Below are 18883 nucleotides of genomic sequence, written 5' to 3'. Positions count from 1 at the left end.
TTAACCCTCAACACTTACTTTGCTACCAGGGCGAATTTTTATAATACCTTCGGTAATTACTTGCACACCATCGCTAAGGCCTTCATCAATTGCTACCCACCCGTTATTTCTGCCAGCAACATGCACTTCTACCTTATTGACAATGCCCTCTTTTACTTGGTACACATAGTGTTTATCTTGCAGTGGGATCACGGCTTTCTCTGGCACCATAAGCGCCTGATTACTACTGAGTTCAAGGGCGGTATTTAAAAGCATGCCAGGTCGCAGTAATCCTGATTTATTAGCAAAGCTTGCGGTTACTTCAACACTGCGGGTAACCGAATCAATACGGGAACTTATATGAGTAACTTTGCCGGTAAAGGTGTTACCTGGGTAGGCGTCATTTTGGGTATGTACTTTCATGCCAAGGCTAAGTTGAGATAAATATTTTTCAGGAACTTTAAAGTCAACTTTTATAATACTAATATCATCGAGCGTTGTAATAACTGTATCGCTGCTTACATAAGCACCGATAGATACTTCTCGTTTACCTAATAAGCCAGAAAATGGTGCAGTGATTAGTAGCTCGTCAAGTTTGGTTTTAGCGCTTTCTAGTTGTGCTTGCGTAGCATCTACACGAGAAAGTTGCTCTTCTAACAATGATTTAGCGGTAGATTGTGTGCGAGAAAGCTCGGTAAGGCGACTTAACTGGCGTTTCTCCTCTTTTAAGTTAATGTTTAACTCTTTTACTGCGTACTGCTCTTGTTTATTTTGTAATTGCACAAGGCGTTGGCCTTTACTAACTAAGTCACCATCTTCAAAATAAATGTGGGTGACATAATCGCTTTGTGCGCTTTTAATATAAATAGCTTGATTTGCACGTGCACTGCCTATGGCTTCAATCATAACGGTGTTTTCTTGAGACGATACCGTATGAGCGCTAACTCTTGTTGCCTTATTACTTGAATTAGATTGTTCACCATGGCTAGATGGTAAATATAGGTACACACTTAAAATAACAAGAAGCGAAATTAGAAATGGAAAAAGGGCTTTACCTGACTGTTTTGAGTACATCGTTTTCATACCTGAAAATAAATTGTAAGTATTGTACGAAATAAGACCGTGGAAAGGCGGTTATGTGTCTCATAAATTTGTGCGTTAGGCGTAAAAATTTATGAGACTAATTACTTGTTCCCATTTAACGCTAAAATTATGATAAAACAATGAAGCCACAAGCACAGTGTAAAACCTGTTTAACAATTAGAAAAATAATACTCTGGGGTATTGTTATGTTTTTATTCTATATGGCTTTTTACCAATATGGCTAAGCAAAATTCAATAATAAAATACAGAGCGCAAGGCTCACGCAATGGCATTGAAGTACTCTCTGTCGGCAGCATAGGTTTAGTATTTATTATGCTGTTTAATTTATTGCGCCCGGGTGAAATTAGCTTAATAGAAATATTTTTAGTCAGTATGTGCATAGCGGCTATCTTTATTGGTTTTTTAAAAACACAGGAGCCATATTATAGTTTACTACTTAGTGAGTACTTACTTGTGTATCAGCATAAGTACGGTCAGTGGCAGTTAAATGTCAGTAATCTGCACCACAGCGGTATTCCTAAGGTGGCTGACGGCCTTGAATACCTTGAATTAAACGCAGTGGGTTTAAAACTCAATGATATGGACGAATTTTTAAGCGCTATACATCCACGCATCGCCGGAAAACTACTGATAGAGCAACGTAATTTATTTATGCAAGCTGTTCAAAAACATTGCAAAAATGGCAATTGCCCATCAGAATGGTTAATAGAAGAGACACAATACACTTCACCTAAAGGATTTAGCTATACTGGACTCATAGCTATGTTTGCTAACAGAGCGAAGCACCTTGAGTTGTTAACGGGGTATAATTTACTGTTACCCGCAAGTGTATTAGAGACAGACATTTGGTCGTTTAGTGCCGACTTAAATAAATGGAAACGCGCACCTGAACGGTTTATAGCATCGCAAGTTGGACACTAAATGCGATAGTAGGAAAAATAATGAGCCAAGAAAGATCTTTTATTAAAAGTGGTCGCAATACCATCATCCATAAAGATAAAAAGCTTGATCTAGTCATTGTAAATGCAGAGCAGCACCCACGTATAAAGGTAACTCAAAATGGTTTAGAGCCGTTTAAAGAGGACCTACCTAAAAACCGGCGAGATGCCAAAGAGCGGTACCTTGAAATTGTTAATGTAAGTAGCGCGGATATTTTTGGCGAAGAAAAACAGCTATTGTTTATTCAGGCGCTTGATGGACGTGAATACAAAGTAGATTACTCTAAAATAGGCACTAAGCTGTTTGTGCGTATTCATCAAGATACGTATATGTAATACCAATGTACAATAATATTTAACCATTTTGCGGGGCTAAACGTGCCGCTTCCTGCGTTAAAAAATTTTCCATTTCGGCTGCATGGATGCAGAAGCTCGCGCAATACAGGAACAATTGGCGAGAGCAACTAAATAGCGCATTTATTACCTAGTTATTAACACATATTTCCTGCCTCAAAGTAGATCACCTAATTAAGCGAATTGGTATAACTCTTAATGGCATCTTTATTGCTAGTAATTACTCTATAGTAATTATTTGACATTATAGGTGCGTTTTATGAAAGCGTTTGCTTTTGCTCCCCTTATATCTTGTTTTTTATTGGCTGCCTGTGGCGGTGGAGGCGGCGGTAGTGATGACTCTACTGTTGAAACTACGGTCAATGCAGGAAACGATCTTCAAGTTGTAGAAAAAACAGAGTTTACCATTACCGCGCAAGGCTCACCGGCAGACGGTACCTTTACTTGGCAGCGCGTTAGCGGCCCGTCAGTGGACGGCTTTCCGCTTGAAGGTGCAGAGCAAACTATTACAGCTCCCGATGTTAAAGCCGATAGTGAACTTGTACTATCTGTAAGCTATCAAACAGATAACGGCAGCTTAGTGAGTGACAATGTGAGTATATTTATTACTTCAAGCAACCAGTTACCACTTGCTGTTGTGAGTCAAATAGCTCCTGAAACACTGCCTTCGACCTATAATGATACCGTAACTTTGAGCGCTGAAGAGTCGAGCGATCCAGATGAAAACGGTCAAATTAATAGTTATCAGTGGGAATTAATTTCAGGCCCCGATTTAGATGTAACCGACTTTGATAATTCAACGGTAAGTTTTAGCCACCCGCTGCTTGAGTCAAATACTAATTTAGTGTGGCAGTTAAGCGTTACCGATGACGAAGGCGGCGAGGCAAGTACTGAATACAGTATGACACTCAATAAAACAGACGAGCTGGTTGTGGCTAATGCCGGAGATGACCAAAACGTTGAAGAATTTGAGGAAGTAACCTTAGATGCAAGTGAAAGTGACACCCTAACAGATACGTTTTCATGTAGCTGGCAACAATTAACAGGCAATGCCGAAACACTGGCAAATACTAGCCAATGTACCACGACATTTTTTGCCTCCGACGTTGATTTAGATACCACATTGAGCTTTGAAGTCACTGTTACTGATTCTAAAGGGCGCACTGACATCGATACCGTATTTATTGATGTATCTCCAAAAGCATTAGGGTTAATCAACGACAGTGGCCTAGGCGAGTGTTATAACAATACCCAACGTATCAATTGCCAAAGTAGTGATTTTCCAGGACAAGATGCAGAGCTTGGCCGAGACAGCTTTGCCAATCAACTCGATAAAGCAGGCCAAGGTAACCTTGCCTTTGACTACACTAAGCTAAATCAATTTGCTGATGAAGTAGCTGATGATAGTGACGACTTTACTTGCATTCGCGACAACGTAACGGGGCTTGTATGGGAGGTTAAAAGTGTAGAGTCAGGTACATTACCTAATACCACCTTGCGTGATGGCCAAAATCATTACTTTTGGGATTTAGGCACGACAACCTTTACCGATACCAGTACCGCAAATACCACCTGCCCAGATGATACAAGCTGTGGTGTGCAAACCTATATAAATGAAGTGAACGACTTAGACTTTTGCGGCGGTACCAATTGGCGCTTACCGACTTACACTGAGCTCTTGAGCTTAATAGATTATGGCAAGCAGGGCGAAAACGTATTAATTGATGAAGCGTTTTTCCCTAATATGCCAGCAGCAGGCGCTATAGATGATGTTAATTTACCGTACTGGACATCACAAACTGCAGCCGATGGTACCAGCTTATCGCAAGCGTACATTATAGATATGAGTAATGGGAATGACTTAGCTTACCCGAAAGAAAAATACGCGTATGTACGCCTAGTCAGAAGCCGATAGGAGAAAACCATGAAAACACGCATATTATTTTCACTGGCTGTGTTTAGCGCCAGCTTTCAACTAGCCGCAGCGCAAACGTGTTACGACGGGGCCGATACTACAACACCCACTACGCGCTTTACCCTTAATGATGATGGCACAGTATTAGATACCGAAACGGGCCTGATGTGGCAGCGCTGTAGCTATGGGCAAGTTTACGATAGCGACACCGAAACGTGCGCTGGGTCTACACCATCACTGAATTGGCAAGAAGCGCTTAGAGGAGCAGAAAACGACACCACTGCTGATTATGATGATTGGCAGGTGCCTAATATTAAAGAGCTTGCCAGTATATTAGAACACAGCTGTACCGAGCCGAGTATTAACGAAGAGGTGTTTTTAGGCACTAAATTGCAAAACTATTGGACTAATACGTCAGGCGTTAGCACGATGAGTTCAGCATGGGTTTATCAGTTTGATAGTGGGCTCAATAGTTTACATGCTAAAACCAGTGACGTGTATTTACGTTTAGTGCGTTACGAAAACTAGGGCCTGTTGACCTTTTAGGGTTATAATTTGTTCAATCTAAGGGCCATTTAATCGCGGCGCGAGGTTTGTAACCTAGTGGGCTCGATAATTGCTCCTGCGTTATTCTAATGACTTACATCCATGTAAGAATAAGTAAAAACTGAGTAAAGCTTCCGCGCCCTGCTCACGCCCTTACCTACATCCATGTAGGCAACAAAGAGGAAATAGCCCTTAGGCAGAACCCTTTGGGCAGCGCCTGTTTAGCATTTATACGTCGTTATCGCCTATTTATGGAGAACAACCACACTACATAGGCTCCGCCTTGCCTAAATACCAAACAGGCTGCTGCAAATTCAACCTCGAAAGGTCATCAGCCCCTAAGTATATGAAATAGCCAGCACGTGGCGTTAATATAAAGGCGTCGCTAAATTTAGCGACGCTTTTTGTTTTACATAAATTTACGATATTTCAATAATAAAGCACATACAACGTTGTTACTTTGTCATTTTTTTTGCCATTATAGGCCGAGTTTTAAAAACGAAGGAACATTGCGGTGTATTTAAGCTACTTTGGCTTGAGCGAAAAGCCATTTTCGATCTCGCCCAACCCCCATTATCTATTTTTAAGCGAACGCCATAAAGAGGCACTTGCCCACTTAACCTATGGTTTAGGCGAAGATGGCGGGTTTGTATTGCTCACCGGCGAAGTGGGAACAGGCAAAACCACCATTACCCGCAGTATGCTAGAGCAACTACCAGAGAATACCCAAGTTGCGATGATCCACAATCCGGCGTTGTCGGAGCTTGAGCTTTTGGCCAGTATTTGCGATGAGCTAAACATTACTTACGATGTTCAAAATGCCACCCTTAAAAGTTTAACCGACATTATTAAGCAGCACCTAGAGGCTAATAATAAAGCGGGCGGGCATACAATTTTAATTATTGATGAAGCGCAGCTTCTTGCTCCCGATGTACTTGAGCAGTTACGACTGCTAACTAACATAGAAACTGATCATAAAAAGCTGTTACAAATTGTTTTAGTGGGGCAACCAGAGCTTCAGGCATTATTAAAACGCACAGAGCTTAGGCAATTAGCACAGCGAATTACAGCACGGTATCATTTATTGCCGCTCACCCAAGGGCAAACGGTTGCCTATATAAAGCACCGTTTACATATTGCGGGGTGTGATAAAGGCGTGTTCTCGCTCGATGCTATGCAAGCTGTGCATCAGTTAACTGGCGGCATTCCACGTTTAATGAATTTAGTGTGTGAGCGGGCGTTAGTTGGGGCTTTTTCTAAGCAGCAGCTTATTGTTGATAGTGATATTGTTAAACAATCAGCGCAAGAATCACTGCCTATGGACTTTGTGGCTACGCAGAGTAATGAACTTAAATCCACAGGCCATGTTTATTATTACTTAGCATTTGCTGTTTTATTTGCAGTGGGTGTTGGTATGTCGTTTATTATATAGTTAGGTAATTTATGTCTTATTTATTAGATGCATTAAAGCAATCTCAACAAGCAGATATGAGCGCCGAGCAATATGATTTGCAGGCAGCGCAGTTAAAACAGCAACAAGCACTCACGCGTTATAAAAAGATGGTGTGGCTACTTGGCGGCGCAATTGCAGCATTTATTGCTATAGCGGGTGGATTTACGGCGGGTAAGTGGTTTCAAACCAGTGCACTACTAAAAGCAAGCCAGCCGGTTGATGTTGTTAGTACTGATAGTAAAAAACAAAAACAAGTTGCAACAGATGAGCCAATTACAGCGCAAAATGAAGCCGCAAATCCTGTAAAGTCACCTTCTACAGAGGTTGAAAAAAATAGCAATAAAGCCACTATAGAAGGGCAGTGGGTGTATGTGCAAACACCAACAGGTGTACAAAAAATGTTGCTTACCCCACAAGGGCAGTATATCCCTATTAATGATAACCCGACAAAGCAACAAGGTTACAATGTGCAACCCCCTATAAATGCTAATGGCTATAGTCAAAATGCGTTTAATCAGCCGACTTACAATGCACACTTACCTAACACGCAAAACTATAATCCACCTGGCCAAAACACACAATTTATGCAGCCGCAAGCACAAAATACCAGCTCAGCAGGTTTAGATATGAGCAAGTACAAAGTGCTTGGAAAACCATTGAATGGTGAAAATACCCCAAGTACGCAAGTGCCACAAAGTAGTCCGGAGCTTGATGCTGTACCGAGCAAATTAAAAGACGCTTTTGCACAAGCAATCAAAGACTCGCAGCAGGAGCAGGACTACGAAGTAACGCAGGCTTCACGCAGCTCCTCGCGAGTTGAACCTATTGAGCTATTACCCGATGGTTTGCAAGCTATGTTGCCGAGCATTAAATATCAAGCACACATATATTCTTCAAGTGCGGATAAGCGTTGGATAAAGCTTAACGGCCGTGAGTTACACGAAGGCGATAATATAGGTGCGCTAAAAGTGCGCGAAATTACCCCAGAGCAAAGCGTACTAGACTTTGATGGCTATGAATTTAGCTTAAAAGCTCTGCAAGACTGGCCACAGTAATATTGAACTATTAAAAAGCCGCCGTAACGCGGTTTTTTAAGGTAAAATCGAATTTTTATAAAAGCGTTCTAAATCAATATTATAATCAGCTGGTTTAACTGTCGATTCGAGTACGTCAGCTGTTTTTTTATTGGCTAAGTCAATATCTTGTACTTCGGTATAGCGGCTATGCTTTGCGCTATAGAATGTTTTTACCACAGGTTTTAAAGGAGTCGTTGGGTTGCTTTCGGTTACTAGGCCTACTTTTTGGCTTGAAAGCTTAACTAAGGTACCTACCGGGTGAATGCCAATACATTGAATAAATTTAGTGAGTAGTTCACCATCAAAGCTATCGGGGCAGCCATCTTTTAAAATTTTAAACGCTTTAATGGGCTCCATGCCTGCTTTATAGACACGTTCTGCTGTCAGTGCATCATATACATCTACAATAGATGCCATGCGTACGTATTGGCTTATCTCATCGCCTTTTTTGGCAAACGGGTAGCCTTTTCCATCTAAACGCTCATGATGTAGGCCGGCAATATCTACAGCAATACCTGTTAATCCTGCTTCTTCCAAAATTTGTTTTGAATGCAAAGCATGGTTTTGCATAATTTTAAATTCGTCATCACTTAAGCGGCCCGGTTTATTGAGCACTTCGTCAGGGGTTTTAATTTTTCCTATGTCATGCAACAAAGCACCTGTAGTAAGCTCTACAATAATATCGCGCTCTATGCCTAAGTGCTTTGCAAAAATCCCCATTAATATAGATACATTAATAGAATGCTCAAGTAAGTATGCATCTTTTTGGCGCATTTGTGTTAAGCAGGCTAGGGCATCTTGGTTTCTAAAAATTGAATCCATAAAACCACTGGCAAGCTCCTTAAAAGGCGCTATGTCTATATCTCTGCCCGCTTTTATATCGCCAAAGGCCTTTTGTTGAAGTGTTTTAGCTTCGTCGTAGAGCTTTTTAGCTTTGCCCATTTCTTGTTCGCTACTGTGAACTTTAAGCCATGGATCGCGTTTTTTAATATCAGCCTTAGGCGTTGGCGTTGGCGTTGGGGCTTGGGTGTCGGGCTCGGATGACGTTAATGTTTTATCTGGATCTATCTCTATTTCTAAAATGCCCGCTTTTTTGAGCTTATCAATACCCGCCTGAGTTTTAACCCAGCCTTGGTTTTTAATTTTAATGCGCCCAGTTTGCTTTGTAACACTTTGTACAAACATGCCAGGCTGTAATTGCGAAATAGAGATAACGTTCAATTTTCTTACTTCTATAAGGGGTCTTTGTTTAAATTAGCATCATTATACGTTGCAACGTAAAAAAAAAGGCACTTTTAAGTGCCTTTTTTTTCATTTTTAGTTAATTAGTATTAGATGGTTATTCGTCATCTTCTACTAGGGTCATCAGTGAGGTATTACCGCCAGAGGCAGTGGTATCAATACTGATCGTTTTTTCGGTAATTAAGCGTTTAATTAACGTATCGTAATACTCTGAAGTAATTACTGGCAAAATAGCGCCTTTACGCTGTGCAAGTTGTTGGCTGAAGTAACCTAAACGAGACGAACGTGCAGCAACCACCGCACCCGCTAAGTGAGGGTGAGCCAAAATAGCTTGAAGCTGGTTAGGTTTTGCAACCTGGAACACGCCCTCTGCAACGCCTGTGGCAATAAACTTGTCTTTAAAAGCTACCGCCTCATCATAAAACAGCTCCGATGCTACCGTAATTACTGTATTACCAGCAGCTAGTGCTGTAATAATTGACAGCGCCCAAAAGTTAAATGACGTGCTTTTATCTGCATAACACACCACACAACCACGCGCTTCAAGATGCAAGGTGTTTGACTCACCAGTCGGCCCAGGCAATGTAGTGAACTTACGCATGTGTTTTTCGAGGCGGTTTAATTGTGCACGCGCTTCTGAAAGCGTTAACGCTAAATCATCCGCTAAATCATCAATGATTTCGACCGTTGCGACTTTAGCAAGTAACTGACGCACAGCTGATACACGGTCGTTTAGCGGCGTTGCACGCCAAATTTTCTCATCGCGCATTGAGTTAGCCATTAGCTTTTTAACTTGCTCATTTGCACCGCTGTAATGGTGTAAATCAAGCTCATCTGGCGTTAGGTTAGTCATTTGCACGTTATCAGGTGATGCTTTCTCTTTTACTAAACGCTGCAGGTAGTTAGGACCACCGGCTTTAGGGCCAGTACCAGATAAACCACGGCCACCAAATGGTTGCACACCTACAATGGCACCAATCATATTACGGTTTACGTATACGTTACCCGCACGCGACATTTTAGCTAGGTACTCACAACGCTCTTCTATACGAGAGTGAACACCCATTGTTAGGCCGTAACCTGTGTTATTTATTTGGTCAATTACGTTGTCGATATCATTCGCTTTAAAGCGAATAATGTGTACACATGGACCAAATACTTCACGCTTAAGTACTGATAAATCTTCGATTTCGTACAAACGAGGCGCAAAAAAGTAGGCACCGTTTTGCGTGTTGTCAGGGATCTTACACTCGTAATGAAGTGTTGCATTACCTTTTAAGTATTCAACATGCTCATTTAGCGTTTTAAGGGCTTTTTCATCAATTACCGGGCCTACATCGGTAGAAAGCATTGACGGGTCCCCAACATGCAGCTCTGCCAGCGCACCTTTAAGCATTTCAATAATGCCATCAGCTACATCTTCTTGTATAAATAATACACGCAGTGCTGAACAGCGTTGACCAGCACTTTGGAAACCAGAGCTTATTACATCATCCACAACTTGCTCTGGCAGCGCTGTTGAATCAACAATCATACAGTTTTGGCCGCCGGTTTCTGCTATTAACGGTACTTGAATATCGTTACGCGCAGCGAGAGTTTGTGAAATAAGTGTGCCGGTTTCTGTAGAACCAGTAAACATAACAGCTTGTATACGCTCATCAGGTACAATTGTTTTACCCACTTCAGAACCGCGGGCGATTACTGGCTGCACTACATGCTCTGGTAAGCCAACCGAAAGCATTAATTCAATAGCACGAAGTGCAATTAAGCTTGTTTGCTCTGCAGGTTTAGCAATAACTGTATTACCCGTAACGATTGCTGCAGCTACTTGGCCTAAGAAAATAGCAAGCGGGAAGTTCCATGGGCTGATACATAAAATTACACCGCGGGCTTCAAAACGTTCATCGCTAGCTAGTTCTTCTGCGCGGGCAGCGTAGTAGCGACAAAAATCAACAGCTTCACGTACTTCATCGATACCATCTTGTGCAATTTTACCGGCTTCTTTAATACATATAGCCACAAGTTCATCGTGGTGGCGCTCTAAAATATCCGCTACACGACGTAGTAAATTAGCACGCTCTTTTACAGATGTTTGCGACCATGACTCAAATGCCGCTTCAGCATTGGCTAAAATATCTTTCATCTCATCGCTAGATTGCAGTTTAACGTGGCCGATGATTTCGTTATGATTTGCTGGGTTTTTAACCGCTAATGCGCCTTGTGGTACTTGGCTTTGATCAATTAAGTGCTCATTAAACCAGCTTTCAAGATTTTCTTTGAACGGGGTAATGGCATTAATGTCTGTTAAGTCCATGCCTTTTGAATTAGCGCGTTCATCGCCGTATAAGTCAATTGGCATTTTAATTTGCGTATTGTACTTATTGCGTAAACCTTGCAATGTTTCTACAGGGTCTGGAAGTAACGACTCAACAGGCTTAGTCGTATCTACAATGGCATTTACAAACGACGAGTTAGCGCCATTTTCAAGTAAACGACGAACTAGGTAGGCAAGTAAGTCTTCGTGTTGGCCTACTGGAGCATACACACGACATTGAATTTTTTCCTCATTTACGATTTGGTCAAATAAAGATTCGCCCATACCGTGTAAACGTTGGAATTCAAAACCGGTGTTATCGCCTTTAGCAACTTCTAAAATAGTGGCTGCAGTGTAAGCGTTGTGTGTTGCAAATTGTGGGTAAAGCACATCACGCGCTTCGAGCATTCTAATAGCACAGGCTTTGTAAGATACATCGGTCGTTGCTTTACGTGTAAATACAGGGTAGTGCTCTAAACCATCTTGCTGAGTGGTTTTGATTTCGGTATCCCAGTAGGCACCTTTAACTAGGCGCACCATCATTTTACGGCCTACGCGAGTAGCAAGCTCAGTTACCCATTCAATAACAAAAATAGCGCGCTTTTGATACGCTTGTACGGCCAAGCCAAAACCTTGCCAGTTACCTAAATCTTCATCGCTAAATACCGCTTCAATAACATCTAACGAAATATCTAAGCGGTCAGCTTCTTCTGCATCAACCGTAAAGCCAATATCGTATTGTTTAGCTGCAAGCGCCAGCTCTTTAAGTTTAGGCACAATTTCGGCCATCACGCGCTCTTTATGCGTGAACTCATAACGTGGATGAATAGCAGAAAGTTTAACGGAAATACCTGGGCTTTTAACTGGGCCACGGCCATTTGCTGCTTTACCAATGGCATGGATTGCGTTCATGTAGCTGTCGAAGTAACGCTTGGCATCTTTCATTGTGCGCGCGCCTTCGCCTAGCATGTCATATGAGTAAACGTAGCCTTTTTGCTCTTTTTCGGCAGCGCGTTCAATGGCCTCATCAATGGTGCGACCCATAACGAACTGCTTACCCATAATTTTCATGGCAAAGTTTACAGATTTGCGAATAACAGGCTCGCCTAAACGACCTATGGTCTTTTTAAGCATGCCAAATTGCTGTTCTTTGGTTTTATCTGTGTAGTTAACCATTTTACCGGTTACTAATAATCCCCATGAAGAAGCATTAACGAATAAAGAATCGCTGCTTCCTAAATGAGAACTCCAATCACCTTTAGCAAGCTTGTCACGAATTAACGTATCTTGCGTGGCTTTGTCTGGTACGCGAAGTAGGGCTTCGGCCAAACACATTAACACTACACCTTCCTCACTAGAGAGTGAGAATTCATTTAAAAGTGCGTCTACACCGCTTTGACCGTCTTGGTCTTTTCGAATGTTTAAAACAATCTGGCGAGCTCTTTCCCACGCACGGCTACGTGCTTTAACACCTACTTCTGCAAGTGGTAAAATATGATCAATAACGGCATTTTCGTCAATGCGGTAAAAATCACGAATTTTCTGTCTTGTAGGACAGGTTGTTGTCAAATCGCCATTGAATAACATAAGCAACCCTCAGGAATGTTAATATGTAAACAGTAGAACAAAATTATGCGCTTGTGCCGCTAGGCTAAAGCAAACTTGCTACTAATAAATTACCAGTGATGTAATGCGTGCATTCTAATTAAATTTCAGCAGAATATGCTGGTTAAATTTCGCGATTTACGATAATTTACAGGGCATATTTTCAACTTATCCGTATAAAATTCTGTATGACAAGTCCAAATAGATTACGCCTGCTTGATCGTATCGATTTAGCAATATTAGACGTTCTTCAAAAGAACGGCAGAATTTCTAATGTTAACCTAGCAAAACAGGTTAATTTAAGTCCTAGTCCATGCCTTGACCGTGTTAAGCGGTTAGAGCAAGAAGGCTATATAGAAGGGTATTTTGCAAAGCTTAGCGAACAAAAGCTGAACCAGAGCTTAGTGGCGCATGTGCAAGTATCGCTGGTGGCATCTAACACGGCTGTATTTAAAGTGTTTAAAGAGCACATACTTAAAATTGAGCAAGTTGTCGAGTGCGATATGGTAGCGGGCGGGTACGATTACCTGCTAAAAATTAGGGTCTCAGATATGGATGAGTACCGACAAGTGCTAGGAGATTTGGTCGACATTCCGGGGGTAGGGACTCACCATACTTATATGGTCATAGAAAAAATCAAGCAAGACCCTGGTTTACGTTTGGATATTTAAAATCCATATGCTTATTGCAATAGCTTACACACACATTAAAAAAGCACCTAAGGGTGCTTTTTTTAGTGGTTAGCTCAAAATAAGCTAATAAAAGTGTAGGTTAATTATGCCCACCCTTCGTAGCGCTTACGGCGTGAAAGTACAACGGTAAGAATAATACCTAAAAATAAACCTATAAAGGCAATAGCGCCGCCATAAGTTAATAGCTGACGTTTTTCTTTTGCTGTGGCTGCTTGTTTTTGCGCACGTTCTTGCTCAAGCGTTGTTTGCAGCTCAGTAATTTGTTGGTTAAGTAGTTTGTTTTGATTGGTTAAGCTTTGATTGTGCTTTTGTAACTGCGGGAGCTCAACTTGTGCTTGGCGCAATTTATTTTGAACACTGCTCATTTCACTACTGAGCGTTTGATACTGCTGGTGAAGACCCGGAGTTTTCGATATAAATTTAGATTCAACCCAACCTTCACGGTCTTTATCGTCTTTGATTTTTATAAAGCCGTTTTCTTCTTTTGATAGCACGGATAATTTAGTGCCCGCATCTACAGAGCCAAGTAAGCGGTAGTTTTTACCTGCACCAGAGCGCATAAAGGTATATAGATTGTCGATTATATAAGCTGTGTTTGCATCTGATGAGTTGGCTGTTTGAGCTTCTTGAGCTTGGCTTATAAACGAGGTGGCTGTTAAAAGTAGCCCTAGTAAACAGTGTTTTAGCATTTATCTACCTTGTTAGTCTATCCGTGTCCGTTGTGGTTGTGAGTAAGATTTTCACATAAGTAGTGAGATAGTATGGATTAAACGCGTTAATAGCAAGGTTGATATTGTAACCCGATAATGGCATAGCTCAGTCAAAAAGGTTAAAAAATTTGCAAAATGAGGTGGCTTTGTTTATTTTGAGCACTTATTTATTTTAAAGGTAATCCTCAACCCTAATGGATACTGAGATAGAACTGAAGTTTTTGGTATCAGATGCCGTTGTTCCACTGATCCCCTCGCTAATCACACAATTTGCTAAAACGGTTATTAATAAACCTTCACGTAGTTTGCAAAATGCCTATTACGATACTCCAAGTAGAGAGCTAAGAGCCCTGGATATAGGTTTTAGAACGCGCTGTGCCGACGGTAAATGCGAACAAACCATTAAACTTGCTGGCGAAGTTGTGGGCGGACTTCACCAACGCCCTGAATATAACTTGCCGATTGAATCAAGTCGCCCTGATTTATTAGCTTTTAATAATGCTATTTGGCCTCATGGTATGCAAGTTAATGCTATTAGCGATAATTTATATCCTATTTTTAGTACTAACTTTATTCGTCGTACATGGTTAATAGAAACCCCCAACGGTGCAAAAATCGAAGTCGTGCTCGATAAGGGCGAAATAGCTGCATCGGGTAAGGTTGATATTATTAGCGAGCTTGAAATAGAGCTTGTTGAGGGTAATAGAGACGAGCTATTTGCTTTGGCAGATAAACTTGTTAGTCAAAATTGTATCCGCTTAGGTCTTTATTCAAAAGCAGCTAGAGGCTATCGTCTAGCCGATGAAACACCGCTTAAGCCGAGTAAGTCGATAGGGTTTGTAAAATTAAAAAAACAAGCAACCCAAGAGCAAGCACTGATTGAAGCCATGAACTTTGGTATTCGCTTTGTGCAAAAGCATGAGCAGTGTTACTTTGACAAGCCCAGTTTAAAAACCCTCAAACGCGTGACTGACGGCATTAGTTTAATTAGACACAATTTTTGGTTGTTCGACGATATTGTAAGTAAAGAGAGTACTGAACAGTTAAGAACAGAGCTCAAGTGGTTGTTAAGTGAATTAGCCTGGGTTGAAAATGCTATTCAGTTAAAAACGTATACATCTAAGCGCCACGCATTTTATAAAAAGATAAATGCAGCGCCAGCATTAGCGCAAGTTATTAACGATTTAAAAGAGCTTCAACCGAGTATTGATGATATTAATGCTTTGTTTCAAAGTGCGCGTTACAATCGGTTACTGCTGTTGCTTACTACTTGGTTAGTAGACAAGCAATGGCGTAAATTTTGGGGTCAAACCGAGCTTAAGGCAGCAGAGCTGCCTGTGGCTAAAATTGCTAAACGCTTATTCAATAAAGATTGGCAAAATTTAGATAAGTTACTCCCTAAGGAGCAAACGCTTACGGTAAAAGACTATTTAAGTTTACGCCCGCAATTAGAAAACAGTTTATTAAGCGGTAATTGCTTAGGCGCACTGTTTGACAAAGAAGCGCGTTTAGAATTTAGGCTACCGTGGTTAGATATTTCTCATGGTATGTATGAGCTCAGCACGCTGGAATATTTAAAACAGCTTTGCGGCGGGCAAGAAGATGAGCAATTGGCTAAAATTCAACAGTGGCTAGATCAGAAGTCGGATTACTTAGTCAGTGCTATGGAGCAAAGCCGTTTAGCCTCTTTTGATATAGAGCCTTATTGGCAATAATACCTTGTAGCAGGTGTTGCAGTATTAACACCTGCGTTAACCTTTTTTGTTACTTTTTTAAACTCCCTTAATTAAATAACCTCCTAATTTCTACGTAATAAAAATGGTGTGTTAGGCACTCGTTAACTATGCTTATAGTCATAAACCTACAACGGTAAGACTAATATGAAGTGTAGTGTTGTTTTGCTTTTTTTATTCAATAGTATGGGGGTCTATGCTCAAACCTTCACTTTTGGTGTAGTTCCGCAATATGAGCCTCAAAAATTGACTGCAATATGGCAGCCTTTTCTTAATAAAGTAACCGAAAAAACGGGCGTGCAGTTAAAGCTTGTGACAGTGGAATCAATTCCGGTTTTTGAGCAAGGTTTTGCACAAGGCGATTACGATTTTGCTTATATGAACCCATGGCACAGTGTTATTGCCTTCGACAAGCAAGGTTATTTACCTATAGTGAAAGATGCTGCGCGGCATTTGCAAGGGGTATTAGTAGTCAATAAAAACAGTAATATTGAATCCGTTAAGCAGCTTGAAGGCGCTGAAATTGCTTTTCCTGCACCTAATGCATTGGGCGCTTCTTTATTGATGCGTGCTGAGCTTGCTTTGTTGTATGGTTTAACAATAAAACCTGTGTATGTACAAACCCACTCATCTGTTTATTTAAATGTGGCCCTTAATGCAACACCTGCAGGCGGTGGGGTGATGGGCACATTAATGCAGCAGCCTCAAAATCTACAAAAAAAACTAAAAGTTATTTACAAAACGCGCAAGGTTAATCGCCACCCCATAGTGGCTCACCCTAATGTAAGCCCTCAAGTACAAGCGCAAGTTCAACAAGCTATTATAGAAATAGGCAGTAACCCTAATCAAAAACACTTATTAGCGGGGATCCCAATAATTAACCCAAGTAAGGCAAGCATTGACGATTATAAACAATTAACGCAATGGGGCTTACGCTCGTTTTATGTTGAAAATTAACTGGTGGCGTAGCTTACGATGTCAAAGCTTTATAGCCGTTATGGCATTTGGCTTGTTATTGGTTTGCTTATTTATATTTTACGCTTTGCCAGAACAAGCTAAGTGGGTAAACGATGGCCTTTCTAGCGCAACTCAGCGCTCTTTACAGCAATTATCGACTTCAATCAAAACGCCTTTATTGACCCGTCAATACGCTCAGCTGTATGAGCAAATAGACGCACAACTTAATACAAACCCTAATTGGAAAGCTATTAGGGTAGTAGACTCGGCTACAGGCAATCAATTATACCCTTTAGATGAGTGGCAACCGCTAGATCAAAAAGGAAATGTTACCTTAAGTGAGCGTATTATCTTTTTAGATAAGCCTTTGGCTGAAATTACACTCATCGTTAATTTTGAAAACGCAATAAGTGAAGCGGCAAAGCTACATTACACGTTAATTTATATTCAGTTTTTTATACTTGTGGTGTTTTTTATAGGCTTAGCTTGGTTAGTCGATTATAGAATTACTAGCCCTTTACGAGCACTGGAGGACGCTTTTTCTAAACTGGCGAAGGGAAATTTTGATTGTCACATTCATGTACAGCAGCAAAATGAAATTGGCAGCGTTATAAATGCTTTTAACAAAATGGCCAATGAGGTGGCGAATAATCACCAAAAAGTAAATGCATTAAGAATTCAAGCTGAGTCGGCTAGTAAGGCTAAATCTGACTTTATGGCAAGTATGAGTCATGAACTTAGGACGCCTTTAAACGCCATTTTAGGGTTAGCGCAGCTATATCAATATGACAGTAAAGCAACCAACGTACACAAAGACAATGCGCAAAGTATTTATCAAGCTGGGGAGCATTTACTTTTATTAATAAACGACGTGTTGGACTTAACGTCTATTGAATCGGGGAATATGCAGTTTAATTTTGAATATGCTCCTGTTAAAGACATGCTACAGCACAGTATTGAAATGGTGAGCGAACTTGCCAGAGTAGAACTTGTGACTATTAACACCCATCATATTGAATCCCTTAATGGCGTTTATTTATATGTTGATAAGCGTCGATTTAAACAGGTGCTGCTAAACTTGCTCTCCAACGCAATAAAATACAATAAAGTGCGCGGTAAAATAGATATACGCTGTAAAACTGTTGATTCTAGCCGCTGTAAAATTGATATTGAAGATACAGGTTGTGGTTTTTCAGAGGATGATATTTTAAGGCTTTTCAAACCCTTTGATAGGCTAGGGGCAGAGAGCAGTAAAACACATGGTACGGGCATTGGTTTGGTGATTACTAAAGAGCTTGTAGAGCGTATGCAGGGGCAGCTACAAGTACATAGCAAAATTAATAAAGGCGCGTGTTTTACCATTAGTTTTAATAGCTTTAAAGAAAGCACGTTAACGACTACAAAAGTTGACGAACCACTCAATCATTCCAGCCGTTCTCCCGCCACCTCCGCTACAGGTAAACTCCCCGTATTAAATGTGCTGGTGGCAGAGGATCAGCTTACCAATCAGCAGGTCTTAAAGCAGCAATTGACTATGCTTGGCGTTGACTCAACGTTTGCAAATAATGGTGAGCAGGCGTGGCAAATGTTGCAAGATAAGTGCTTTGATATGCTACTTACCGATATTCAAATGCCGCTGTTAAACGGGCTTGAGCTGGCAAAAAAAATACGCAAAAACACACAGTTCAATGAGCTAATAATTATTGCTGTTACGGCCAATATTATGGAAAAAAATATACAGGATTGTTATAGCGCAGGAATGAATGGCTTTTTAACTAAACCGATAGAGCTTGAAAGCTTAAAAGAGCTGCTAATGAAGCACTCGCAAGGCATTGTTGCTGCGCATACACAGCCGCTACCAACCACAGAGCAAGCAAGCTCTATGTATAGCCAATTAGATATGCCTTTATTGTTTTCGATGTTAGGACATGATGCACAGGTGCATTGTTTAGTTTTTCAGGCGTTTTTACAGACCGCTTATGAACAAGTTAAATTAATTGAAGCGTATACGCATAGCTTAAATTACGCCGATTTGTCTTTTCAAGCGCATGGTTTAAAGTCATCTGCTAAATCGGTCGCAGCGTTAAAGTTAAGTGATATTTGCCAACAGATAGAAAGTTTAGCGGCGCAAAATAAGGTCGATGAAGCGTTATTATTTGCCCTACAGACGGGGTTTAATGAAGTGGTTACACAGTTAAAAGTTTATTGTAATAAACATGAGGCACTTTCTTAATGCCTCATGTAATAAAGGTTATTAGCTTATAA

The 18883-nt window shown here is 40.9% G+C and carries 14 protein-coding genes; 10 read left to right on the top strand and 4 right to left on the bottom strand.

From position 1 onward, the window contains the following. Window positions 1-1053 (bottom strand): efflux RND transporter periplasmic adaptor subunit, encoded by a 1053-nt coding sequence (locus tag AN393_RS05945; RefSeq protein ID WP_055017585.1) that lies wholly within the window; start codon window positions 1051-1053, stop codon window positions 1-3. Window positions 1054-1299: 246 nt separating this feature from the next. Here AN393_RS05945 and AN393_RS05940 point away from each other — a divergent pair, with 246 nt between their 5' ends. The 6 genes from AN393_RS05940 to AN393_RS05915 all read left to right on the top strand — a co-directional run bounded on the left by AN393_RS05940 (window position 1300) and on the right by AN393_RS05915 (window position 7344). Further along, window positions 1300-2004 carry a DUF2982 domain-containing protein gene (locus tag AN393_RS05940; protein WP_055014940.1) on the top strand — a complete coding sequence of 235 codons (705 nt, stop codon included), beginning with the start codon at window positions 1300-1302 and terminating at the stop codon, window positions 2002-2004. A 20-nt stretch (window positions 2005-2024) separates the two neighbouring features. After that, window positions 2025-2357 carry a hypothetical protein gene (locus tag AN393_RS05935; protein WP_024034321.1) on the top strand — a complete coding sequence of 111 codons (333 nt, stop codon included), beginning with the start codon at window positions 2025-2027 and terminating at the stop codon, window positions 2355-2357. Window positions 2358-2634: 277 nt separating this feature from the next. Next, the gene (locus AN393_RS05930; protein WP_055014941.1) at window positions 2635-4290 is read left to right on the top strand and encodes a DUF1566 domain-containing protein; all 1656 of its coding nucleotides are present in this window, start codon (window positions 2635-2637) and stop codon (window positions 4288-4290) included. A 9-nt stretch (window positions 4291-4299) separates the two neighbouring features. After that, entirely contained in the window at window positions 4300-4818 is a 519-nt protein-coding gene (locus AN393_RS05925) for a DUF1566 domain-containing protein (RefSeq protein ID WP_055014942.1), read from the top strand. Window positions 4819-5350: 532 nt separating this feature from the next. Further along, window positions 5351-6268 carry an ExeA family protein gene (locus tag AN393_RS05920; protein ID WP_055017584.1) on the top strand — a complete coding sequence of 306 codons (918 nt, stop codon included), beginning with the start codon at window positions 5351-5353 and terminating at the stop codon, window positions 6266-6268. An 11-nt stretch (window positions 6269-6279) separates the two neighbouring features. Next, window positions 6280-7344, top strand: coding sequence for a general secretion pathway protein GspB (locus AN393_RS05915; protein ID WP_055017583.1), 1065 nt, complete (start codon window positions 6280-6282; stop codon window positions 7342-7344). Between the two features lie 36 nt (window positions 7345-7380). Here the strand turns inward: AN393_RS05915 and AN393_RS05910 are convergent, their stop codons facing one another. Then, window positions 7381-8586 (bottom strand): HD-GYP domain-containing protein, encoded by a 1206-nt coding sequence (locus tag AN393_RS05910; protein ID WP_082422679.1) that lies wholly within the window; start codon window positions 8584-8586, stop codon window positions 7381-7383. Window positions 8587-8704: 118 nt separating this feature from the next. Then, window positions 8705-12508 carry a bifunctional proline dehydrogenase/L-glutamate gamma-semialdehyde dehydrogenase PutA gene (gene putA / locus AN393_RS05905; protein ID WP_055014945.1) on the bottom strand — a complete coding sequence of 1268 codons (3804 nt, stop codon included), beginning with the start codon at window positions 12506-12508 and terminating at the stop codon, window positions 8705-8707. Window positions 12509-12714: 206 nt separating this feature from the next. Between putA and AN393_RS05900 the strand changes: the two genes are divergently transcribed. Beyond that, window positions 12715-13197, top strand: a complete 483-nt coding sequence (locus tag AN393_RS05900; RefSeq protein ID WP_055014946.1) for a winged helix-turn-helix transcriptional regulator — start codon at window positions 12715-12717, stop codon at window positions 13195-13197. Between the two features lie 104 nt (window positions 13198-13301). Here the strand turns inward: AN393_RS05900 and AN393_RS05895 are convergent, their stop codons facing one another. Continuing rightward, entirely contained in the window at window positions 13302-13907 is a 606-nt protein-coding gene (locus AN393_RS05895; protein WP_055014947.1) for a TIGR04211 family SH3 domain-containing protein, read from the bottom strand. A gap of 215 nt (window positions 13908-14122) precedes the next feature. Here AN393_RS05895 and AN393_RS05890 point away from each other — a divergent pair, with 215 nt between their 5' ends. The 3 genes from AN393_RS05890 (at window position 14123) to AN393_RS05880 (ending at window position 18851) form a co-directional block, all read left to right on the top strand. Then, window positions 14123-15643: a CYTH domain-containing protein gene (locus tag AN393_RS05890; protein ID WP_055014948.1), complete on the top strand. Its 1521-nt coding sequence runs from the start codon at window positions 14123-14125 to the stop codon at window positions 15641-15643. Window positions 15644-15808: 165 nt separating this feature from the next. Further along, a complete protein-coding gene (locus tag AN393_RS05885; RefSeq protein WP_055014949.1) occupies window positions 15809-16618 on the top strand; it encodes a phosphate/phosphite/phosphonate ABC transporter substrate-binding protein in 810 nt (269 codons plus the stop codon). Continuing rightward, complete coding sequence (locus AN393_RS05880) at window positions 16605-18851, top strand: ATP-binding protein (protein WP_055017582.1); 2247 nt, start codon at window positions 16605-16607, stop codon at window positions 18849-18851. The genes AN393_RS05885 and AN393_RS05880 overlap by 14 nt, the downstream gene beginning before the upstream one ends. Window positions 18852-18883: the final 32 nt, after the last annotated feature.

This window comes from Pseudoalteromonas sp. P1-25 (genome assembly GCF_001401805.1).
GTDB lineage: Bacteria > Pseudomonadota > Gammaproteobacteria > Enterobacterales > Alteromonadaceae > Pseudoalteromonas.
The sequence above is the reverse complement of the archived record's forward strand: the minus strand, read 5'-3'. Positions and strand labels throughout refer to the sequence as shown.